Below are 21,400 nucleotides of genomic sequence, written 5' to 3'. Positions count from 1 at the left end.
ACTTTGAGGACAACAACAATGATTATCTACGGTGTGGCGTTCTTGGCGCTTTGCACGTTGGCCGGCCTGTTTGTCGGTGAACTGCTGGGCAAGTTGTTGGGCATCCCGGCCAACGTCGGCGGGGTGGGTATCGCAATGTTGCTGTTGATCGGCCTGGGCAGTTACCTCAATAAGCGTGGCCTGTTTACCGGTAAGTCGGAGCAAGGCGTGAGCTTCTGGGCGGCGATCTACATCCCGATTGTGGTGGCCATGGCGGCTCAGCAAAACGTCTATGGCGCCATCAGTGGTGGGCCTATGGCAATCCTGGCGGGAACGCTGGCGGTGGTGTTGGGTTTCGCGTTGGTGCCGGTGCTGGTGCGCATCGGTAACCGTGAGCCGAGCGCAGTTGTTCCCACCAAAGAAGCGGGGTGATCGCCATGTATGAAGCCATGATGAAAGTGATCACCGGCTACGGCCTGATCAGTGGTTTTGCCGTCATCGGCCTGACCATGTGGGTCTCCTACTGGATCTCCGACACCTTTACCAAAGGCCGCTTGCACGGCTCTGCGATTGCCATTTTGCTGGGGCTGGTCCTGTCTTATGTCGGCGGCGCTTTTACCGGTGGTTCAAAAGGCGTGGTGGATATTCCGCTGTTGTCGGGCATCGGCCTGCTGGGCGGGGCGATGCTGCGAGATTTTGCCATCGTCGCCACGGCCTTTGGTGTGAGCGTTGATGAGCTCAAGCGAGCGGGGTACGTCGGTGTACTCGCGTTGTTTGTCGGTGTGGGCTCATCGTTTATTGCGGGTGTAGGCGTGGCGATGGCCTTCGGTTATACCGACGCAGTCAGCCTGACTACTATCGGTGCCGGCGCGGTCACCTACATCGTCGGGCCGGTCACCGGCGCGGCGATTGGCGCGAGTTCCGAGGTGATGGCGCTGTCCATTGCCGCCGGGTTGATCAAGGCGATTCTGGTGATGGTGATGACGCCGCTCGTGGCGCCGTTGATCGGTCTTAACAACCCTCGCAGCGCGGTGATTTTCGGCGGGTTGATGGGCACCTCCAGCGGTGTGGCGGGCGGGTTGGCGGCAACCGATCCGAAGCTGGTGCCGTACGGCTGCCTGACGGCTGCGTTTTACACCGCACTGGGCTGTTTGCTGGGGCCATCGCTGTTGTTTCTGATCATGCGCGGGATCGTTGGCTAACCCGATCGTTCCCACGCTCCGCGTGGGAATGCAGTCCTGGACGCTCCGCGTCCGCTCTAAAAAGCGTGACGCGGAGCGTCACAATAGGCATTCCCACGCGGAGCGTGGGAACGATCATTCGGTCAGATTTAGGCCTGGCGGTTGGCATACATTCGACACTCGGCCAACAACGCCAGCAAATTCGGATCACGCTCCTTGGCCTTCAGAAACACCACGCCAATCTGCTGCTGCAACCGATACCGGGCTTGCAGCGGTATCAGCTTGACGCGGTTCTCATACACCGCCGCAATCCGCCCCGGCAGCAGGGCATAACCCACGCCTGAGCTGACCATGCTCAACAGCGTGAAGATGTCATTCACCTGCATCGCCACCTTCGGCTCGAACCCTGCCTGCTTGAACACGCGGTTGCCATCCTGGTGCGTGGCGAAGCCTTGGGTGAGGGTAATGAACGTGGCGTCGCGCACATCCGCCAGGTCGATTTCCTGCTCGCGGTCGAAGGGTGAATCGGCGGGGGTGGCGAGGAAGATGTCGTCGGTGAACAGCGCGATCTGCTCGCAATCAGGGTCGTTGGCGCGTTCGTCGAGGGAGATCAGGATCGCGTCGACTTCCATGTTCTTGAGCTTGTAGAGCAGGTCGAAGTTGGAGCCCAGGATCAGGTCGATATTGAGTTCGCTGCGCCTGATTTTCAGGCCCATGATCAGCTGCGGCACAGTTTTCACTGTCAGCGAATACAGCGAGCCAAGTTTGAAGCGCTCGGCGGAGAACCCCGCGGCTTCGCGGGTCAGGCGCACGCTGTCGACCACATCGGCTACCAGCTTTTGCGCGCGCTCTTCCAGCACGTAGGCGCTTTCCAGCGGCGTGAGGTTGCGTCCTTCGTGTTTGAACAACGGGCAGCGCAGCGCGTTTTCCAGCGAGTGGATGGCGCGGTGCACACTGACGTTGCTGGTTTGCAGCTCGGCGGCGGCGCGGGCCAGGTTGCCGGTGCGCATAAACGCCAGGAAGATCTCGAGCTTCTTGAGGGTGAATTCTTCGTCGATCAGCATGGCCGTGGCTCTTGTTCGAATACTCCCGATTGTGCCCCTAAAACCAGTTCACTCCCAGCCATGCACTGCCCAGGCCCAGCAACACGCCGACGATGATCAGCCAGATCGCGTTGAGCCGCGTGTAATAGACCACGGCGGCGCTGGCCAGGGTCAGCACCAGGCTGGTCGCGTTGTTTTCCAGGCTGTTCATCAGGATGTAGGTCGAGGCCAGGATCAGGCCGATGGAGATCGGCAGCAGGCTGCGTTTGACCCGCTGCACCCACGGCGTGGTGGTGTGTTTTTCCAGCCAGCCGGCGCCCACGTAAGTGAGCACCGAGCACGGCACCAGCTTGGCCAGTAAGGCGACCACCGCACCCGGCAGCCCGGCGGCTTGCTGGCCGATGAACACCAGCAACATGCCGTTAGGGCCTGGCAACGCCTGGGACAGGGCGAAGAAGGCGACGAACTGGGCGTCCGTCAGCCAGTTCATGTCGTTGACGGAATAGCGGTGGATATCGCCGACGGCAACCATGTTGCCGCCAATCGACATCAGCGACCACAGCGCGCATTGGAGCATCAGGTGCAGGAGTGTGGCTTGCATCAGCGGGCCACCTTGCGCGTGTCGATAAAACCCAGGGCCAGTGAACTGGGGATACAGATCAGCAGCACCATCCACAACGGCAGCACCAGAATGGCCATCAGCACGAAGGTCATTAGAAAGGCGACGTAATTGGCGACGGTTCTGGGCATGGCCTTGAGCAGGCGCAGGGTAGTGCCGAGGATCAGCCCGGTGGCAATCGGCATCACGGCGCCGAAGACTTGCTGCACCACCTCGTGCGTCCACCATTTGGTGTAGGCGAAACCGGCGAGCACGGTGATCAATGAGGGGAACAGGTACAGCCCACAGACGGTCACAACCGCACCCGGCAAGCCATGCAGGCGCCGGCCGTAGATGATGCCGACGTTGGCGATATTGGGGCCGGGGAAGAACTGACCGGTGGTCAGCAGCTCATTGAAACTTTGCTCACTGACCCAGCTGCGGCGGTCGACCATCATCTGCCGCGCCCAGGGCATGACGCCGCCAAAGCCGAACAGGCCGACCATGGCAAAGTTGTAAAACAGCTGCCATAGGCTGGGATGAGGCGGGGCGGGTTCAAACTCGGGCACGGGGATTACCGATAGGCTGCTTTTATGTGGATTGGATGAATGATCCATCGGTACAGGGTTGTTGGGCAAATGAAGAAAAGGTTGTTACCTGCAGAGCCGCCCAGCGCGTCAGAATGCAAGTAGCACAACCAAGTGGTAACGGTTATTCGAGGTGAGTGACACATGTATCACGGGGAACGATTCAACGCCTGGAGCCATTTGGTCGGGGCGGTAGCCGCTTTTGTCGGTGCAGTGTGGATGCTGGTGGTGGCGAGCCTGGACGGCAGCCCCTGGAAGATCGTCAGTGTGGCAATTTACGGTTTTACGCTGCTGGTGCTGTACAGCGCGTCGACCGTGTACCACAGCGTACGCGGGCGGCGAAAAGCGATCATGCAGAAGGTTGATCACTTTTCGATCTACCTGCTGATCGCCGGCAGCTATACACCGTTTTGCCTGGTGACACTGCGCGGCCCGTGGGGCTGGACGCTGTTCGGGATTGTGTGGGGGCTGGCGGTGATCGGCATCCTGCAAGAGATCAAGCCGCGTTCCGAGGCACGCATTTTGTCGATTGTGATCTACGCGGTGATGGGCTGGATCGTGCTGGTGGCGGTCAAGCCGCTGCTCGCTGCGCTGGGCACGGCCGGGTTTGTGTGGCTGGCCTCGGGCGGGGTGTTGTACACCGTCGGCATCATCTTTTTTGCCCTGGAAGATCGGCTGCGCCATTCCCATGGGATCTGGCACTTGTTTGTGATCGGCGGCAGCTTGCTGCACTTTGTGGCGATCATGCATTACGTGCTTTGAATGTGGGAGCTGGCTTGCCTGCGATAGCATCGCCCCGGTCAAACTGATAGACCGAGTCGCCTGCATCGCAGGCAAGCCAGCTCTCACATTACAAGCGATCGAGCAGATCGCGGGCGCGAGCGCCAAAGATCTCCACCAGGTTCGCCAACATATGGGGCGGCGGCTCGTCCGCGCGGGTCAGGGCATACAGGGTGATCGGCAGCGGCGGGCTGAGCGTACGGATGCACGTAGTGGCCGTTGAGGCGCCCAAGGCCGTAAACGGGTCGATCACGGTCAAGCCGGCGCCGGATTCCACCATCGCCCGGGCCAGGGAGTAAGTCTGTACGGAAATGCTCACCCGTGGCGGCGGGTCGACGTTTTCCAGGTAGCTGTCGAGCTTGGCCGCCAACGGGTCAGCGCTGGACAAGCCAATCAACGGCGCACCTGCCAAGTCATCCAACGGCAAGGGTTTGCCCATCTCGGACGCTGGCCAATAACCTGTTGACGCCAACGCCACCAACCCCCCATTGGCCAACACCTGCGTGGTCAAGCCGGGGTGGCCGGAGAAGTTGAGGGTCAGCGCCAGGTCAATCTCGCGCATCAACAGCTTTTGCACCAACTCGCGGCTATGGTCGCTGGATAGCTCGCAGGCGATGTCCGGGTAATCGCGCTTCCACTCCAGGACCGCTGGCGGCAGCAACGACAGGGCCAGCGCCGGAATAGCGCCTATGCGCACACTTTGCCCAGGCTCACGACGCAAGCTCTTGGCCAGGCGCCGCACGCCTTGCAGGCTCTGGGTGACTTTCTCGACTTCGCTTTCCAGCGCCAGGGCTTCCGGGGTGGGCTGCAACTTTCCGCGTACGCGCAGAAACAGCGGGAAACCCAGTTGCAGCTCGGCGTGCTGCAACACCTTGGTCACCGCCGGTTGCGAGACGTGCAGCAGCTGCGCGGCGGCGCTGATTGAGCCGGTTTGGCGGATGGCCTGGAAGATTTCGATATGACGTAAGCGCATGGCTTGCCCATAACCTTTGTTTATAGGTGACCAAGCTTTAGTCATTATTCAGCGTTTGTCACTTAACCCTACTCTTGAATTGGTATCAATAAATGTGAGGTTTTCTTGTGACAAAGCAGGTTTGTATCATCGGTGGCGGCGTCATCGGCTTGGCTAGCGCTTATGCGTTGGTGCGCGCAGGCATGGACGTGACTGTGATCGAAGCGCAAAACACTTTGGGCAGTGCGACCAGTTTCGCGAACGGTGGCCAACTGTCCTATCGCTATGTCGCGCCTTTGGCTGACGCCGGCGTTCCATTGAAAGCCCTCGGTTGGTTACTGCGTTCCGAGTCGCCGCTAAGGATCAAACCTCGCCTGGACCCGTTGCAATGGCGATGGATGGCATCCTTTGTGGGCGCTTGCCGCTCCTCGGTTAATCGCATAAACGGCGAACACTTGCTTCGCCTGGCGCTGATGAGCCAGGAGACCTTGAAGTGCTGGCGTCAGGAGGACAGCCTGGGCGGCTTTGACTGGAAACAAAACGGAAAACTGGTGACCTTTCGTTCCGCTGAGAGTTTTGACCATGCGCGGCGAAAAGTGATGGACCCCCTGTATAAACAGGTGTTATCGGCCGACGAATGTCGCCAGTTGGAGCCTTCCCTGACCGAGGGCGCCTTTGTCGGGGGCATTTACACCCCGACCGAAGAAGTTGCTGATTGCTACGCCTTCTGCCAACGGCTTGCGGCGCGTCTGGAGGCAACGGGGCGGTGTCGATTCCTGCTCGGGCGCAAGGTGCTGCGTATCCACGAGGCCTTTGGTCGTGCGGTGGCCGTGGAGTTGCAGGATGAAGTCTTACCGGTAGAGAACGTGGTTCTGGCGGCAGGCCACAGAAGCTTGCGCATGGGGCTGTCGGACTTGCGTCTGCCGCTTTATCCCCTCAAGGGCTACAGCCTGAGTGTGCCCATCGGCGAGCAGCACAACGCCCCGCAAATCAACGTCACCGACTATGACCGCAGAACCGTGTACGCCCGTATCGGCGAGCAGTTGCGCGTTGCTGCAATGGTCGACATCGTGGGTTTCAACAGCGCTGCGGATCCTGGTCGTCTGGCAGTGATAAAACGGATGGCGCGTCAGACTTTCCCGATGGCGGGTAATTACGACGCTGCGGTTGAATGGGCTGGTATGCGTCCGGCGACGCCCACTGGTGTACCCCTGATTGGCCCCAGTGCTTATCGCAATCTTTGGCTCAACCTTGGGCATGGTGCCCTTGGCTTCACGCTTGCCTGCGCCAGCGGGCAGTTATTGGCCGAAATGATTGGAGCGAAGCCGACGTCTATCGATACCCAGGCGTTTCTTCCCAAGGCTGCCTGACCTTAGATATCAGAGCGTAACATCGATGAGCATTGATCGAGTCCAAAGCAGTCAGCAACTTTGTCGGGCCACTACGTTGGCCTCGGCTGAGGTAAATGTGATCAGCGGCCCTCGCGAGCAACCGCTATGACACGGTTCGTATTTAGAACCTGCGCCTTCGTTTCCCTGGTGCTGGGCGGGCATTTGGCGATGGCGGATGAGTCCAGTGGAACACTCAGGAAGATCACGACCAATCAGCAGATTACCCTTGGCTACCGAGATGCTTCAGTACCGTTCTCCTATGTGGGGGACCACAGTGGCAAGCCGATGGGCTATTCAGTGGACCTGGCGAACAAAATCGTCGAGCGCATCCAGACAAAAACCGGCGTGGCAAACCTCAAGGTGAAGTACAACCTGGTGACGTCACAGACGCGTATCCCGCTGGTGCAAAACGGCACAGTGGACCTGGAGTGCGGTTCCACTGCCGTGACTGCCGAGCGGCAGAAACAGGTAGCGTTTTCCTACGGTTTTATCTTCGTGAAGGGGCAGTTGCTGACGGCTAAAGACAGTGGCATCCATGGCTTTGAAGACCTCAAGGGCAAGAAAGTGGTGACCACTGCAGGCACTACCAATGAGCGGTATATCAAGCGCTACAACGCAGAGCACAACAGCGATATATCGGTGATCGCCGCCAAAGACCACGGCGAAGCGTTCAAGATGCTGGAGACTGGCCGGGCGGCGGCGTTTTACATGGATGACGCGCTGCTCTACGGTGAGCGCGCCAAGGCCCGTGACCCGCAACGCTGGGTGGTGGTGGGCGAGCAGCAATCGCGGGAGATCTACAGTTGCATGGTGCGCAAGGACGACCCGCAGTTTCTTGCAGTGGTCAACGAGACACTTGGCGATCTGTACCGCTCAGGAGAAATCAACGGCATTTACCAGCGCTGGTTTGAACAGCCGATTCCGCCCAAAGGGTTGAACCTGGAATTCCCGATGACGGCTGAGTTGAAGGCGATTATTGCCAAGCCTGTCAGCGACCCCGTGGATTGATCGTTCCCACGCTCTGTGTGGGAATGCAGCCTTGGACGCTCTGCGTCCGTTTTGAGGTCGTGACGCAGAGCGTCACAGGAGGCATTCCCACGCAGAGCGTGGGAGCGATCGGGCGAGGGTTAGAAGTCGCCCCAGAGTTGCTGGGCCACGCTCAATGCAACGACTGGCGCGGTTTCGGTGCGCAACACGCGCGGGCCGAGGCGGGCGGCATGGAAGCCGGCACCTTGGGCGGTGTCGACTTCGTTATCGGTCAAACCACCTTCAGGCCCGATCAGGAACGCCAGGCTGGCAGGCTTGGCATGGCTGATCATCGGCTCGGCCACGGGGTGCAGCACCAGCTTCAAATCTGCCTCGACCTGCTTCAACCAGTCAGCCAGCAGCAGCGGCGGGTGAATCGCCGGCACGGTGGAGCGCCCGCATTGCTCGCAGGCGCTGATCGCCACCTGGCGCCAGTGCAGCAGGCGTTTGTCGGCGCGTTCGTCCTTGAGGCGTACTTCGCAGCGGTCGCTGAAAATCGGCGTGATCGCATTCACGCCCAACTCGGTGGCTTTCTGAATCGCCCAGTCCATGCGCTCGCCACGCGACAAACCCTGGCCGAGGTGAATGTGCAGGGGCGATTCCGTCTGGCCTGCAAAGCGTTCCGTGAGTTGCACGCTGACGCGTTTTTTACCGACTTCCAGCAACGTGCCCAAAAACTCCTGGCCGGAGCCGTCGAACAGTTGCACGGCGTCGCCTTCGCCCATGCGCAAGACGCGGCTGATGTAGTGCGCCTGGGCTTCGGGCAACTCGTGATCGCCGAGGCTCAGCGGGGTGTCGGTGAAAAAGCGGGACAGTCTCATTTGTGTTCTCTGGGAATAATGTGCAGAGCGGACGCGGAGCGTCCAGGGCTGCATTCCCACGCTGAGCGTGGGAACGATCATTGAGGTAGGTGTTATCAGCCGGGATCGCGGAAGCCTGGGTGAAAGTCCTTCGGCACTGCAACGCTGACTTTATCGTTGGTGGCGATATCGATGCCTTCGCTGGCCACTTCGGCCAAAAAGTCGATCTGCTCCGGCGTAATCACATACGGCGGCAGGAAATACACCACGCTGCCCAACGGCCGCAACAGTGCGCCGCGTTCCAGGGCGTGTTCGAACACCTTCAGGCCACGGCGCTCCTGCCACGGGTAGGCGGTCTTGGTGGCTTTGTCCTGGACCATCTCGATGGCCAGTACCATGCCGGTCTGGCGTACTTCGGACACGTGCGGGTGGTCCACCAGGTGCGCAGTGGCGGTGGCCATGCGCTGGGCCAGGGCCTTGTTGTTTTCGATGACGTTGTCTTCTTCGAAAATATCCAGCGTCGCCAGGGCTGCCGCGCACGCCAGCGGGTTGCCGGTGTAGCTGTGCGAGTGCAGGAAGGCGCGCAGGGTCGGGTAGTCGTCGTAGAAGGCGTCGTAGACATCGTCGGTGGTGACCACCGCCGCCAACGGCAGGTAGCCGCCGGTGAGGGCCTTGGACAGGCACAGGAAGTCCGGGCGGATGCCGGCCTGTTCACAGGCGAACATCGTGCCGGTGCGGCCGAAGCCCACGGCGATTTCGTCGTGGATCAGGTGCACGCCGTATTTGTCGCAGGCTTCGCGCAGCAGCTTGAGGTACACCGGGTGATACATGCGCATGCCGCCGGCGCCCTGGATCAGCGGTTCGACGATGACGGCGGCGACGCTGTCGTGGTGCTCGGCCAGGGTCTGTTCCATGGCCAGGAACATCGTGCGCGAATGCTCTTCCCAGCTCACGCCCTCAGGGCGCAGGTAGCAATCCGGGCTGGGCACCTTGATGGTGTCGAGCAGCAGCGCCTTGTAGGTCTCGGTAAACAACGGCACGTCGCCCACCGACATCGCGGCGATGGTTTCGCCGTGGTAGCTGTTGGTCAGGGTGACGAAACGTTTTTTGTTCGGCTGGCCGCGGTTGAGCCAGTAGTGGAAGCTCATTTTCAACGCGACTTCGATGCACGACGAACCGTTGTCGGCATAGAAACAGCGCGTCAGGCCTTCCGGGGTCATCTTGACCAGGCGTTCGGACAGCTCGATCACCGGCTGGTGGCTGAAACCGGCGAGGATCACGTGTTCAAGCTGGTCAACCTGATCCTTGATGCGCTGATTGATACGTGGGTTGGCGTGGCCGAACACGTTGACCCACCAGGAGCTGACGGCGTCGAGGTAGCGCTTGCCTTCGAAGTCTTCCAGCCACACGCCTTCACCGCGTTTTATCGGAATCAGCGGCAGTTGCTGGTGGTCTTTCATCTGGGTGCAGGGATGCCACAGCACCGCGAGGTCGCGTTGCATCCACTGGTTGTTCAAGCCCATCGTTTTATCTCCTCGAAGCGGTCCTGCGGCCGGCGCAGGCGTAACAATCGCGCAAGCCTATGCAATGGTCGGCTGTGTCACAACCCATTACGGATAAATTCGCGGTAAACGCAGGACGGTCTGTCACGTTTCTTAGGAATAGTCCTTAATCCATTGTTAACGTACTGTGCATAATCTCAAGATCGTATTTCTCGATATTTCAAAGCTAAATTTTCGGCTTTAATTCGATAGGTAAATCGCTAGTCTTGGGCACAGCTCTTACGGGATTTGGGACATGCAACTACGTAATTCATCGGCCCGCTATGGTTGGGTCAGTATGGTTTTGCACTGGGGCGTTGCCCTGGTGGTGTTCGGTTTGTTCGCGCTGGGCCTGTGGATGGTCGGTCTCGACTACTACAGTGCGTGGCGCAAAGACGCGCCTGACCTGCACAAGAGCATTGGCATCACGCTGTTCGCCATCATGCTGGTGCGCATCGTCTGGCGTTTGGTCAGCCCGCCACCTCCACCGCTGGCCAGCTACAGCCGCTTGACCCGTATTGGCGCTGCATTTGGCCACGCGTTCCTTTATCTCGGGCTGTTTGCCGTGATGATTGCCGGTTACCTGATTTCCACCGCAGACGGTGTCGGTATCCCGGTGTTTGGCCTGTTTGAGATTCCTGCCGTGGTTTCCGGGCTACCGGACCAGGCAGACACCGCCGGCGTGGTGCACCTGTACCTCGCCTGGGTGTTGGTGGTCTTCGCCGGCTTGCACGGCGTGGCTGCGTTGAAACACCACTTTATCGATCGTGATGCGACCCTCACGCGAATGCTGGGGCGCAAAGCCTGATGTTCAACCTCGACTCACAAGGAATAGAAAGCATGTTGAAAAAGACGCTCGCCGCTCTGGCAATCGGTTCTGCTCTGCTGTCCGCAGGTTCAGCGATGGCCGCTGATTATGTTGTCGACAAGGAAGGTCAGCACGCCTTCGTTGATTTCAAGATCAGCCACTTGGGCTACAGCTTCATCACCGGTACTTTCAAGGACCTGGACGGCAAGTTCAGCTTTGACGCTGCCAAGCCTGAAGACAGCAAAATCGAGTTCAACGTCCGTACCGCCAGCGTGTTCACCAACCACGCCGAACGTGACAAGCACATCGCCAGCAAAGACTTCCTGGACGTGGGCAAGTTTGCCGATGCCAAGTTCGTTTCCACCAGTGTTAAAACCACCGGTAAAAATGCTGCAGGCCAAGTCACTGCCGACGTGACCGGCGACCTGACCTTTCACGGTGTGACCAAGCCGATCGTGGTCAAGGCTACGTTCCTGGGTGAAGGCAAGGATCCATGGGGCGGCTACCGTGCCGGTTTTGAAGGCACCACCAGCTTCAACCGTCAGGACTTCGGCAAGCAGATGGACCTGGGCCCAGCGTCCAACACTGTTGAGCTGTACGTGACCTTTGAAGGTGTGAAAGCGAAGTAATTTTTCGCTGCGTCACCATCAAAACGCCGACCCTGGGGTCGGCGTTTTGCTGTCTGCCGGTTTATAAACTGCCCTGATAGATCACAACGTGTTCTTTGAGCCAGGTGTGCAGTGAGGTTAATTGCGCCGAATGTTTGCTGCCAGCCGGCCAGACCAGGAAGTAGCGCGAGGTGTGAATCGGCTCAATGTCGGTAAGCCTGACCAGTTCCCCGCGTTGGATCAGCGAATGGGCAATCGAGCGACGGGTCAGCGCGACACCGTGCCCCAGCCTGACGGCTTCGAGCATCAACGTTGAGTCGGTGAACTCCAGCGAGGCTTGAGGGCGTTGCTCTTCCACGCCCGCTGCACCCAGCCAGATGGGCCAGCTTTCACTGGCGTGCAGCAGCGGCTGCTCAAGGATGGCTTGCGCGGTGTCGGGCAGCACGCCGAGGTTGAAGTCGCGCGCGGCGACCACCAGCAGTGAATCGCCCATCAGCGGTTCACAGTGCACATCGGGCCATTGCCCATGGCCGAAGCGGATCGCGCAATCGAGCGGACCTTGATCGAAGCTGGCGAATTCCATGCTCGACTCCAGCCTCAGGTGCAGCTCCGGGTGGGCAGCCCTGAAATCTTGCAGGCGCGGCAGTAACCAATGCATGGCATAGGAAGGCAGCACCGACACGGTCAGTTGCGGGTGCTTGGTTTTTGCCATGAGTTTTTCCGTAACCCCCGCGATCTCACCCAGCGCCTGCCTGATTTGATAGGCATACACACGCCCCTCATCAGTCAGCGCAAGGGCCCGTTTGTTGCGCATCACCAACGCCATGTCCAGATACTCTTCAAGCGAACGGATCTGATGGCTGACGGCACTGTGGGTAACGTGTAATTCGGCGGCGGCAAGGTTCACCTTGCCCAGCCGGGCCAATGCTTCGAAGGCGCGTAAGGCCGCGAGGGGGGGCAGTTTCAACGTGTGAATTCCTTTCACAGTAAAGCCTAATAATAGCCGCTATACGTGAAATGTGTGCGCTCCTGATAATACGCGACCGGTGAGTTACTTAAATAACGTCGTGTTAAACAGTCAGGAGTTGTCAGTGGTGATAGATGAAATTCAAGCGTTTCTGAAAGACTATTTTAGTGTCTTGCAAACTCAGGATCTGAAGGCGTTCGATCAAGTGTTTCATCGGGGGTGCGTGTTATATAGCGCGCAAAATGCGGACGTGGTCGTGCGGCCCTTTGCCGAGTACCGCACCATGGTTCAAGGCCGTCAGTCGCCGCAGGCAGGTGGTTTTCCGCAACTTGATGAAGTGCTGATGATTGATGTGATGTCCTCGGAAATGGCCATCGTGAAAGTGCGTTTGCGCTTGTTCAATAATGTAATGGTCGACTATTTGAACCTGATGAAAGTTGACGGTCGCTGGATGATCTTCGCAAAACTTTTTCATAAGGCGGGCGAAGCATCCGATCAATGAAAAAAGCGCCGGATGCAAAAACGCCCCGAACAGTCGGGGCGTTTTTTTTGCCGTCTGAAACTCAGCGGTTGCGGGTCAGCAACGCTGGTTTCTCACCACGAGGGCGGCCTGGCAACTGATCCAGCTGCTCAGGTGTCGGGAAGCGGTCAGCTTTCGACTCCTTGTGGATGATCTTCGGCGCCGGGCCACCGCGCGGGTTCTGCACGGCCGGCTCGGACAAGCGTGGCTGGTCATCACGGGCCGGGCGACGGTTGTTGCTGCGCGAATCTTCACGACGCGCCTGGCCGTCACGCGGTGCGCCATTGCGCGGGCCGCTGCGCTTGGCAGGCGGAGTACCGGTGGTGCCGCCGCTGCTGTTGCGCGGGCCATTTTGACGGCCGCCTTGTGGCTGGCCGCCACGTGGGGCGCCAGCGCCTGCGCCCTGTGCCGGAGCACCTGGACGACGGCCACGGCCCTGGGCCGGTTTGGCCTGGGGCACGTAGTCAACGCGGTTACCGAAGTTATCCACGTCGTCGTCGAGGAACTCGTCCGGGGCGCGGTCGGCTGCAGCGCGTGGCGGCTGGCTCGGCTGGCGCTGTTCGCGGGCCGGGGTGCCTTCACGGGGTTTCTGTTCGCGGGCTGGGCGTTCGCCACGGCCGTTGGTGGGCGCTTTTTCCTTGCCACCCTTGTCTTTGCCCTTGTCGCGACGGCCACCGCCACCACCGCCGCCGTTCGGGCCATCGCCCTTAGGACCGCGTGGGTTGCGTGGGTTACGTACGTCCGGACGCTCGTGCGCTTCAGGCTTCTCGGCCTCAACGGCGCTGGCATCGAAGCCCATCAGGTCGCCGTCGGCGATTTTCTGCTTGGTCATGCGTTCGATGCTTTTCAGCAGTTTTTCTTCGTCCGGTGCAACCAGGGAAATGGCTTCACCCGAACGCCCGGCACGGCCGGTACGGCCGATACGGTGCACATAATCTTCGTCGACGTTTGGCAGCTCGAAGTTGACCACGTGTGGCAACTGGTCGATATCCAGGCCGCGGGCGGCGATATCGGTGGCGACCAGGATGCGCACAGAACCGGCCTTGAAGTCGGCCAGGGCTTTGGTGCGCGCATTCTGGCTCTTGTTGCCGTGGATGGCTACGGCGGTCAGGCCGTGCTTGTCCAGGTACTCGGCCAGGCGGTTGGCGCCGTGCTTGGTGCGGGTGAACACCAGTACTTGTTCCCAGGCGCCGGCGGTGATCAGGTGCGCCAGCAGCGCACGCTTGTGGCTGGCGGCCAGGCGGAAGACACGTTGCTCGATACGCTCGACCGTGGTGTTCGGCGGCGTGACTTCGATGCGTTCCGGGTTATGCAGCAGCTTGCCGGCCAGGGCAGTGATGTCCTGGGAGAACGTGGCCGAGAACAGCAGGTTCTGGCGTTTGGCCGGCAGGCGGGCGAGGACTTTTTTCACGTCATGGACAAAGCCCATGTCGAGCATGCGGTCGGCTTCGTCCAGCACGAGGATTTCCACGTGGGACAAGTCGACGCTGCCTTGGCCGCACAGGTCGAGCAAACGACCCGGGCAGGCGACCAGCACATCAACACCGCGGGACATGGCCTGAACCTGTGGGTTCATGCCGACGCCGCCGAAGATGCAGGCGCTGACGAACTTCAAGTCGCGGGCATACAGCTTGAAGCTGTCGTGCACCTGGGCGGCGAGTTCGCGGGTAGGGGTCAGGACCAGCACGCGCGGTTGGCGCGGGCCATGACGCTGGGATTTGTCTGGGTGACCATTGGGGAACAACCGCTCCAGAATCGGGAGGGCGAAACCACCGGTTTTACCAGTACCTGTCTGAGCCGCAACCATCAGGTCGCGACCTTGCAACACGGCGGGAATGGCCCGCTGTTGCACCGGAGTAGGCTCGGTATAGCCCGCTGCCTCGATGGCGCGGACTAAAGCCTCGGAGAGACCGAGGGAAGCAAAGGACATGAGTAATCCTGTTTTAGTTAGGGCTTGGCCCAAAGGGATAATCTTGCCGGGCGTGAATGGCGCTTAGGGGAGCGCAACCCCGTCCGGTCCTGCTGCGTCTGGCGGGCACTCCACCGGCTCGCGCGGGCTGAAAGCTGCGCAGTAGCTGGGTTAGGTGCCTTTTTCAAGACCTCAGCGGCCGGGCGTGAGCCTGGCGGAAAGGCCGGAGTATAACAGAGCAATCACGGCGCGCCGCTTTCCTGCTGCTCAACGGTGTGTTCTGAGGCAGTAATGGCTTGGACTCCGCCATATTTGGCACTCAAGATGGCGTACGCCGGCTCCTGTTTGAAGCGCTTGAGTTCGGCGGCGAAGCGCTGCACCAGCAGGTCCATGCCTGCGCCACGACGCACGGCGAGAAACTGCGCCTGGCGGCTGACCACCACAGGAGCCTGGCTGACCTTGCCCTCCAGGCCCATGGCCTTGATCACATGCTGGCCCACCCGGCGATCCGTAATCACCAGATCGATGCGCCCCAGCGACAGCTTGCCGAAGTTGGCTTCGTGGCTGGGCGCCGGCTCGCGGTTGAACAACGTGGAGTCGCTGAAGGTGTCGCCATACAGGTAACCCGGCGAAGTACCCACGGTCAGCCCGCGCAAATCATCCAGGGTTTCCGCGGGGTGAGGGCGGTCGTTGGCATAGAACAGCACAAACTCCACATCCGACAGTGGCTCACTGGGGTAGAGCAGCAAGGCGTCGCGTTCATGGCTGTGGAAAATATCCAGCGCGCCGTCGGCGTGGCCTTGGTCGAGCATGGCCAGGCAGCGTTTCCAGGGCAGGAACTGCCACTCCACGTCCACGCCCAGACGCTGGAACACGATCACCGTGGTTTCGTAATCCAGGCCGCGCATGCTGCCGTTTTCGTCGTATACGTAAGGCGCCCAGGGCTCGGTGACAATGCGCAGTTTCTCGCCGTAAGCGGTGAGGCTCAGGCAAGTGAAAAGCACAGCGGTCAACAGCTTGAGAATGACGGGCATGCCCTGAGGTTACGACGCTCCTGCCCTAAAGAGAAGCTCTGGCACACGCATTCGCGGGCAAGTTGATCTGGCGCATTTAAAACAAAAAGGCCCTCGTATTGACGAGGGCCTTGGCGTATCGGAGCGAGCCTCAGCGTGGCAGCTTGAGGTTGTTCCAGATGGCCAGGCTCGGTTCAGCCTGGTTCAGGGTGTAGAAGTGCAACCCTGGTGCGCCACCTTGCAACAGACGCTCACACATCTCGCTGATAACCTGTTCACCGAAGGCCTGGATGCTCTTCACGTCGTCGCCATAGGCTTCCAGTTGCTTGCGCACCCAGCGTGGGATCTCGGCACCGCAAGCGTCGGAGAAACGCGCCAGCTTGCTGTAGTTGGTGATCGGCATGATGCCGGGCACGATTGGGATGTTTACACCCATCGCACGTACACGCTCGACGAAGTAGAAATAGCTGTCGGCGTTGAAGAAGTACTGGGTGATCGCGCTGTTGGCGCCGGCGTTGGCCTTGCGCACGAAGTTGTGCAGATCGTCTTCGAAATTACGTGCCTGGGGGTGCATCTCCGGGTACGCCGCCACTTCGATATGGAAGTGATCGCCGCTTTCTTCACGGATGAAACTCACCAGGTCATTGGCGTAGCGCAGCTCACCGCTGGCCATGCCCATGCCGGACGGCAGGTCGCCACGCAGGGCGACGATGCGCTTGATGCCGGCTTGTTTGTACTGGGTCAGCAGGCCGCGCAGGTCGGCCTTGCTGTCGCCCACGCACGACAAGTGCGGAGCGGCGGCAACTTTGGCTTCACTTTCCAGCTGCAGCACGGTGTTGATCGTGCGATCACGGGTCGAGCCGCCGGCGCCGTAGGTGCAGGAAAAGAAGTCGGGGTTGTAGCTGGCCAACTGCTTGGCAGTCGCCATCAGTTTTTCATGCCCAGCATCGGTCTTGGTCGGGAAAAACTCGAAGCTGTAGCGACGGTCTTGGGACATGGTAATACCCTTGGAAACTCAGAATACCTGAAGGCATACACAGTCAATGTGGGCACCCAGCTTATGTGGGAGCCGGGCTTGCCCGCGATGCAGGCACTGCGGTATGTCAGGCATATCGCAGTGATGCTATCGCAGGCAAGCCAGCTCCCACATAAAGCCGGCGCCTACAGGGCTGCTTAGTAGCGGTAAGCGTGCGGCTTGAACGGGCCTTCAACCGTCACGCCGATGTAGTCGGCCTGGGTCTTGGTCAGTTGAGTCACTACGCCGCCGAAGCCGCGGACCATTTCCAGGGCCACTTCTTCGTCGAGTTTCTTCGGCAGTACTTCTACGGTCAGGCGCTCGGCTTTCTGGGCTGGCGACAGGTCGGCGTATTTCTGGCCGAACAGGAAGATCTGCGCCAGTACTTGGTTGGCGAACGAGCCATCCATGATGCGGCTTGGGTGGCCAGTGGCGTTGCCCAGGTTAACCAGGCGGCCTTCGGCCAGCAGGATCAGGTAGTCATCGTTTTGTGGGTCGAATTTGCCAGCGCCGGTACGGTGAACCTTGTGTACCTGTGGCTTCACTTCTTCCCATGCCCAGTTCTTGCGCATGAAAGCGGTGTCGATTTCGTTGTCGAAGTGACCGATGTTGCAGACCACTGCGCGCTTTTTCAGGGCTTTGAGCATGTTCGCGTCGCACACATTCACGTTACCGGTGGTGGTCACGATCAGGTCGATCTTGCCCAGCAGGGCCTTGTCGATGCTCGCTTCGGTGCCGTCATTGACGCCATCGATGAACGGCGAAACCACTTCGAAACCGTCCATGCAGGCTTGCATGGCGCAGATCGGGTCAACTTCGGAGACTTTAACGATCATGCCTTCCTGACGCAGGGACTGGGACGAACCCTTGCCCACGTCACCGTAGCCGATCACCAGGGCTTGCTTGCCCGACAGCAGGTGGTCGGTGCCGCGCTTGATCGCATCGTTCAGGCTGTGACGGCAGCCGTACTTGTTGTCGTTCTTGCTCTTGGTTACCGAGTCGTTGACGTTGATGGCCGGGATTTTCAGCTCGCCCTTGGCCAGCATGTCCAGCAGGCGGTGAACGCCAGTGGTGGTTTCTTCGGTCACGCCGTGGACGCGCTCGAGCACCTGCGGATAATCTTTGTGCAACAGTTCGGTCAAGTCGCCGCCATCGTCGAGAATCATGTTGGCGTCCCATGGCTTGCCATCCTTGAGGATGGTTTGCTTCAGGCACCACTCGTACTCTTCTTCGGTCTCGCCTTTCCAGGCGAATACCGGGATGCCGGCGGCAGCGATAGCGGCAGCGGCCTGGTCTTGAGTCGAGAAAATGTTGCAGGAGGACCAACGTACTTCGGCACCCAGGGCAACCAGGGTTTCGATCAGCACGGCAGTCTGGATGGTCATGTGGATGCAGCCGAGAATCTTCGCGCCCTTGAGCGGCTGCTCAGCGGCATACTTGCGACGCAGACCCATCAGGGCCGGCATTTCGGATTCGGCGATAAAGGTTTCGCGACGGCCCCATGCAGCGAGGGACATGTCGGCGACTTTGTAGTCGGTAAAATCTGCAGGCGTGATTACAGCGCTCATGAAGAGCCTCCATTCGTAGTGCGCGAATGGGCGCCGTTGTGCGTTTAGTATCCAGCTGGCTAACCAGGCCGGACAACGCCCCATCCGAGCCTGACAGGTCGAGCCTGCTGCAGCGCCCCTCGGACAGGTGGCGGGAGAACGGTATCAATCAGAGATGACCGTTTTGAAGCGGTTGCGATTATAGCTGTGTGCGCCAGACTTCCCAAGCCTTTCTGTCAGCCATATGAAGATCGCGCATCGGCTTGATAGGCAATGGTTCATAGAGCTTGGGCCTGCGCTCTGCCATGATGTTGCCCATCATTCGGCAAGACGCTTTGGAGTGACCATGAACTTCCACACCCGCAAATGGGTAAAACCCGAAGACCTCAACCCCAACGGCACCCTGTTCGGCGGCAGCCTGCTGCGCTGGATCGACGAAGAAGCGGCCATCTACGCGATTGTCCAATTGGGCAACCAGCGCGTGGTGACCAAGTATATCTCCGAAATCAACTTCGTCAGCGCCTCGCGCCAGGGCGACATCATCGAGCTGGGCATCACCGCCACCGAGTTCGGCCGCACCTCGATCACCCTTACTTGCGAAGTGCGCAACAAAATCACGCGCAAAAGTATCCTGACCGTGGAAAAAATGGTCTTCGTCAACCTGGGTGAAGACGGTTTGCCCGCGCCCCACGGCCGTACGGAAATCAAATACGTGAAAGACCAGTTCCAGGAAGACGGCATCAGCGAGTAATCCTGCACCGGCCAGTGAACGCTCTTGATGGGCGACAGGTCGTACCTGAACAACACCCCCCGTTCAGGTACGCCCATGGCCACGCAAGCAGACGGCAAGACCCCCAACTTGTCGCAGGAAGAACAGCAAGACGTCGACAAGAACCAGCCGCCTCGCGCGGCGGTGCTGCATGAAATCATCCGCACGCAGGGCGATCAGGAATTGGAGCGCAATGTGGCGGCGTTATGGTGGTCGGCGCTGGCCGCCGGCCTGACCATGGGCTTGTCACTAATGGGCATGGGCCTGCTGAATTCGCGTTTGCCGGATGGAGAGGCATTCAAGGTCATCGCCAGCTTTGGCTATTGCGCGGGTTTCCTCGCCGTCATTTTGGCGCGCCAGCAACTGTTCACTGAAAACACCCTGACCGCGGTGCTGCCGGTGATGAGCAAGCCGACCCTGGCCAATGTCGGCCGGCTGTTACGGTTGTGGGCCGTTGTGCTGGTGGGCAACCTGTGCGGCACCTTGTTGGTGGCCTACGTGATGTTGCACCTGCCGATCTTCGACACAAAAACAGACATGGCTTTCCTCGAAATCGGCCGTAAGGTCATGGAAAACGACCCCGGCCAGATGTTCGCCAAGGGCATTATTTCCGGTTGGATGATCGCCACCATGGTGTGGATGATCCCGTCCATGGAAAGCGCCAAGATGTTCATCATCATCCTGATCACCTACTTGATGGCGTTAGGGGATTTCACCCACATCGTCGTCGGCTCGGCGGAAGTGTCTTACCTGGTGTTTGCCGGTGAGTTGCCGTGGAAGGACTTCTGGCTGGTGTTCGCCGGGCCGACCCTGGCGGGCAATATCATCGGTGGCAGTTTTATCTTTGCCCTGATCAGCCATGCGCAGATTCGCAGCGAAAGCAGCCTGCCAGGGAAAAAGGCTGCGGACCCGAGGCATCCGCAGCAGATCAACAAGGATCAGTGATGCTCAGGCGTGGCTTGGGGCTCGTCCCGGGTCACGCGCTTGACCAGCTTGCCGATGCTCAAACCCTGCAACAGGATCGACGACAGCACCACGATGTAGGTGATGCTCAGCAGCAGGTCGCGTTCCGGGCCCAGCGGCAAGGCCAGCGCCAGCGCCACCGAAACCCCGCCGCGTAAACCTCCCCAGGTAAGGATGCGGATAGTGCCGCGCGGCACCGTGCGCCAGCGACGCAGCAGCAGGATCGCCGGGGCCACGGTCAGCAGGCGTGAAAGCAGGATCGCCACGGCCAGCAAACTGGCGGCCAACACGTGCAGCCAGTTGAACGGCAACAGCAACAGCTCCATGCCGATCAGCGCAAACAGCAGGGCGTTGAGCATGTCATCGAGCAGCTCCCAGAAGCCGTCCAGGTAGCGCCGCGTCATGTCGTTCATCGCCAGCTTGCGCCCCAGGTTGCCGATGATCAGCCCGGCCACCACCATCGCAATGGGCGCCGAGACATGCAGTTCGGTGGCCATTGCCGAGCCGCCAATCACTAGCGCGAGGGTCAGCATCACTTCGATCTGGTGTTGCTCGATGCTCTTGATCATCAAGTACACCAGGTAGCCGATCAGGCCGCCGAATACCACGCCGCCAACCGCCTCATGGGCGAACAGCATGGCGGTGGCGCCCACGGTCGGTGTTTCGCCCAGTTGCGCAATCCCCAGCAGCACGGTGAACACCACCACCGCCGTACCGTCGTTGAACAGCGACTCGCCGACGATGGTGGTTTTCAGCGGTTTCGATGCGTTGGCGGTGCGCAGCACGCCCAATACGGCGATCGGGTCGGTGGGCGAAATCAGTGCGCCGAACAGCAGGCAGTAAAGGAAGCTCACGTGCCAGCCGAACAGGGCAAAGATGTAGTACGCCAAGCTGCCGATCACCACGGTGGCAATCAACACGCCGAAGGTCGCCAGCAGGCCAATGGGCCAGCGATAACTGCGCAAGTCGTTCAAGTTGACGTGCAAGGCGCCGGCGAACAGCAGGAACGACAGCATCCAGTTCATCAGCAGATCGCCGAAGTCGATCTGGCCGATCAATTGTTGAATGCGCTCTTCCAGGCCTGGATAGCCGATGAAGCTCAGGCCTTGCAGGATCAGCGAAAACAGCAGGGCCGTGACCATCACGCCGATGGTGGGTGGCAGGCCGATAAAGCGGTAGTTCACATACGTGAGCAGCGTGGTGAGGCAAATGAAGGCGGCGACAAGTTCAAGCATCCGGGGTCCCTGGAAGGTGAAGTGAGCGTTGATTAGTGGGTGGATGGACCGCAGCAGTGGCGGGATGTTGCAAGCCAGGGGGCAAAAGGCCGGCAGAACCTTTTGCAGTGGCGTGGTTCATAGCGGTTAAGTGCGGTGTGGCATTTTTAGTGCTAAAACTCTAACCGC

General features: G+C 59.9%; 22 protein-coding genes and 1 riboswitch. Of the genes, 10 read left to right on the top strand and 12 right to left on the bottom strand.

The annotated features are described in order from the left end of the window. The first annotated feature begins 18 nt into the window (after positions 1-18). Together madL and madM are read left to right on the top strand one after the other, a co-directional pair. Positions 19-411: a malonate transporter subunit MadL gene (madL, locus tag L8I05_RS24550; protein ID WP_242171917.1), complete on the top strand. Its 393-nt coding sequence runs from the start codon at positions 19-21 to the stop codon at positions 409-411. 5 nt (positions 412-416) lie between these two features. Then, positions 417-1,181 (top strand): malonate transporter subunit MadM, encoded by a 765-nt coding sequence (gene madM / locus L8I05_RS24545; RefSeq protein WP_242171915.1) that lies wholly within the window; start codon positions 417-419, stop codon positions 1,179-1,181. Positions 1,182-1,309: 128 nt separating this feature from the next. Here the strand turns inward: madM and L8I05_RS24540 are convergent, their stop codons facing one another. Genes L8I05_RS24540 through L8I05_RS24530 form a run of 3 tightly spaced genes read right to left on the bottom strand, consistent with a single transcriptional unit; the run spans position 1,310 to position 3,370 of the window. Continuing rightward, the gene (locus L8I05_RS24540) at positions 1,310-2,224 is read right to left on the bottom strand and encodes a LysR substrate-binding domain-containing protein (RefSeq protein WP_177017859.1); all 915 of its coding nucleotides are present in this window, start codon (positions 2,222-2,224) and stop codon (positions 1,310-1,312) included. A gap of 37 nt (positions 2,225-2,261) precedes the next feature. Further along, a complete protein-coding gene (locus L8I05_RS24535; RefSeq protein ID WP_242171912.1) occupies positions 2,262-2,804 on the bottom strand; it encodes a chromate transporter in 543 nt (180 codons plus the stop codon). Then, the gene (locus tag L8I05_RS24530; RefSeq protein WP_242171910.1) at positions 2,804-3,370 is read right to left on the bottom strand and encodes a chromate transporter; all 567 of its coding nucleotides are present in this window, start codon (positions 3,368-3,370) and stop codon (positions 2,804-2,806) included. The genes L8I05_RS24535 and L8I05_RS24530 overlap by 1 nt, the downstream gene beginning before the upstream one ends. A 162-nt stretch (positions 3,371-3,532) precedes the next feature. On the opposite strand from L8I05_RS24530, the gene L8I05_RS24525 reads away from it, so the two are divergent. Beyond that, complete coding sequence (locus L8I05_RS24525) at positions 3,533-4,150, top strand: hemolysin III family protein (protein WP_159960592.1); 618 nt, start codon at positions 3,533-3,535, stop codon at positions 4,148-4,150. An 88-nt stretch (positions 4,151-4,238) separates the two neighbouring features. Here L8I05_RS24525 and L8I05_RS24520 read toward each other — a convergent pair whose 3' ends face one another. Then, complete coding sequence (locus tag L8I05_RS24520) at positions 4,239-5,141, bottom strand: LysR family transcriptional regulator (protein WP_242171906.1); 903 nt, start codon at positions 5,139-5,141, stop codon at positions 4,239-4,241. Between the two features lie 107 nt (positions 5,142-5,248). Between L8I05_RS24520 and L8I05_RS24515 the strand changes: the two genes are divergently transcribed. Together L8I05_RS24515 and L8I05_RS24510 are read left to right on the top strand one after the other, a co-directional pair. Next, on the top strand, positions 5,249-6,490 hold the full coding sequence (locus tag L8I05_RS24515; RefSeq protein ID WP_242171903.1) for a D-amino acid dehydrogenase: 1,242 nt from the start codon (positions 5,249-5,251) through the stop codon (positions 6,488-6,490). 126 nt (positions 6,491-6,616) lie between these two features. Continuing rightward, entirely contained in the window at positions 6,617-7,519 is a 903-nt protein-coding gene (locus L8I05_RS24510) for a transporter substrate-binding domain-containing protein (RefSeq protein ID WP_242171901.1), read from the top strand. 119 nt (positions 7,520-7,638) lie between these two features. On the opposite strand, the gene L8I05_RS24505 is transcribed toward L8I05_RS24510, so the two are convergent. Then, a complete protein-coding gene (locus L8I05_RS24505) occupies positions 7,639-8,358 on the bottom strand; it encodes a 16S rRNA (uracil(1498)-N(3))-methyltransferase (protein WP_242171898.1) in 720 nt (239 codons plus the stop codon). A gap of 95 nt (positions 8,359-8,453) precedes the next feature. Beyond that, on the bottom strand, positions 8,454-9,860 hold the full coding sequence (locus tag L8I05_RS24500; RefSeq protein WP_242171897.1) for an adenosylmethionine--8-amino-7-oxononanoate transaminase: 1,407 nt from the start codon (positions 9,858-9,860) through the stop codon (positions 8,454-8,456). Between the two features lie 274 nt (positions 9,861-10,134). Between L8I05_RS24500 and L8I05_RS24495 the strand changes: the two genes are divergently transcribed. Beyond that, the gene (locus tag L8I05_RS24495; RefSeq protein ID WP_159960580.1) at positions 10,135-10,686 is read left to right on the top strand and encodes a cytochrome b; all 552 of its coding nucleotides are present in this window, start codon (positions 10,135-10,137) and stop codon (positions 10,684-10,686) included. A 32-nt stretch (positions 10,687-10,718) separates the two neighbouring features. Beyond that, positions 10,719-11,315 carry a YceI family protein gene (locus tag L8I05_RS24490; protein ID WP_026013867.1) on the top strand — a complete coding sequence of 199 codons (597 nt, stop codon included), beginning with the start codon at positions 10,719-10,721 and terminating at the stop codon, positions 11,313-11,315. 61 nt (positions 11,316-11,376) lie between these two features. Here L8I05_RS24490 and L8I05_RS24485 read toward each other — a convergent pair whose 3' ends face one another. Further along, positions 11,377-12,261 carry a LysR substrate-binding domain-containing protein gene (locus L8I05_RS24485; RefSeq protein ID WP_242171896.1) on the bottom strand — a complete coding sequence of 295 codons (885 nt, stop codon included), beginning with the start codon at positions 12,259-12,261 and terminating at the stop codon, positions 11,377-11,379. 127 nt (positions 12,262-12,388) lie between these two features. Between L8I05_RS24485 and L8I05_RS24480 the strand changes: the two genes are divergently transcribed. Beyond that, on the top strand, positions 12,389-12,763 hold the full coding sequence (locus tag L8I05_RS24480) for a nuclear transport factor 2 family protein (RefSeq protein ID WP_159960576.1): 375 nt from the start codon (positions 12,389-12,391) through the stop codon (positions 12,761-12,763). A 61-nt stretch (positions 12,764-12,824) separates the two neighbouring features. On the opposite strand, the gene L8I05_RS24475 is transcribed toward L8I05_RS24480, so the two are convergent. The 4 genes from L8I05_RS24475 to ahcY all read right to left on the bottom strand — a co-directional run bounded on the left by L8I05_RS24475 (position 12,825) and on the right by ahcY (position 18,286). After that, positions 12,825-14,711 (bottom strand): DEAD/DEAH box helicase, encoded by a 1,887-nt coding sequence (locus L8I05_RS24475; protein WP_242171891.1) that lies wholly within the window; start codon positions 14,709-14,711, stop codon positions 12,825-12,827. Positions 14,712-14,932: 221 nt separating this feature from the next. Continuing rightward, a complete protein-coding gene (locus tag L8I05_RS24470) occupies positions 14,933-15,724 on the bottom strand; it encodes a transporter substrate-binding domain-containing protein (RefSeq protein ID WP_242171887.1) in 792 nt (263 codons plus the stop codon). Positions 15,725-15,854: 130 nt separating this feature from the next. Beyond that, positions 15,855-16,700: a methylenetetrahydrofolate reductase [NAD(P)H] gene (metF, locus tag L8I05_RS24465; protein WP_177017869.1), complete on the bottom strand. Its 846-nt coding sequence runs from the start codon at positions 16,698-16,700 to the stop codon at positions 15,855-15,857. Between the two features lie 176 nt (positions 16,701-16,876). Next, positions 16,877-18,286, bottom strand: a complete 1,410-nt coding sequence (gene ahcY / locus L8I05_RS24460) for an adenosylhomocysteinase (RefSeq protein WP_159960568.1) — start codon at positions 18,284-18,286, stop codon at positions 16,877-16,879. Positions 18,287-18,307: 21 nt separating this feature from the next. After that, a riboswitch (S-adenosyl-L-homocysteine riboswitch) is annotated at positions 18,308-18,413 on the bottom strand. 198 nt (positions 18,414-18,611) lie between these two features. Here ahcY and L8I05_RS24455 point away from each other — a divergent pair. Both L8I05_RS24455 and L8I05_RS24450 read left to right on the top strand, forming a co-directional pair. Further along, complete coding sequence (locus L8I05_RS24455) at positions 18,612-19,016, top strand: hotdog domain-containing protein (RefSeq protein ID WP_010167614.1); 405 nt, start codon at positions 18,612-18,614, stop codon at positions 19,014-19,016. 75 nt (positions 19,017-19,091) lie between these two features. Then, positions 19,092-19,979: a formate/nitrite transporter family protein gene (locus L8I05_RS24450; protein ID WP_242171884.1), complete on the top strand. Its 888-nt coding sequence runs from the start codon at positions 19,092-19,094 to the stop codon at positions 19,977-19,979. Here L8I05_RS24450 and L8I05_RS24445 read toward each other — a convergent pair. Then, entirely contained in the window at positions 19,973-21,232 is a 1,260-nt protein-coding gene (locus L8I05_RS24445; RefSeq protein ID WP_177017873.1) for a sodium:proton antiporter, read from the bottom strand. The genes L8I05_RS24450 and L8I05_RS24445 overlap by 7 nt on opposite strands. Positions 21,233-21,400: the final 168 nt, after the last annotated feature.

It is taken from the genome of Pseudomonas sp. MONT-RG-20F-20-E-7-02 (assembly GCF_022662395.1).
GTDB lineage: Bacteria > Pseudomonadota > Gammaproteobacteria > Pseudomonadales > Pseudomonadaceae > Aquipseudomonas.
The sequence above is the reverse complement of the archived record's forward strand: the minus strand, read 5'-3'. Positions and strand labels throughout refer to the sequence as shown.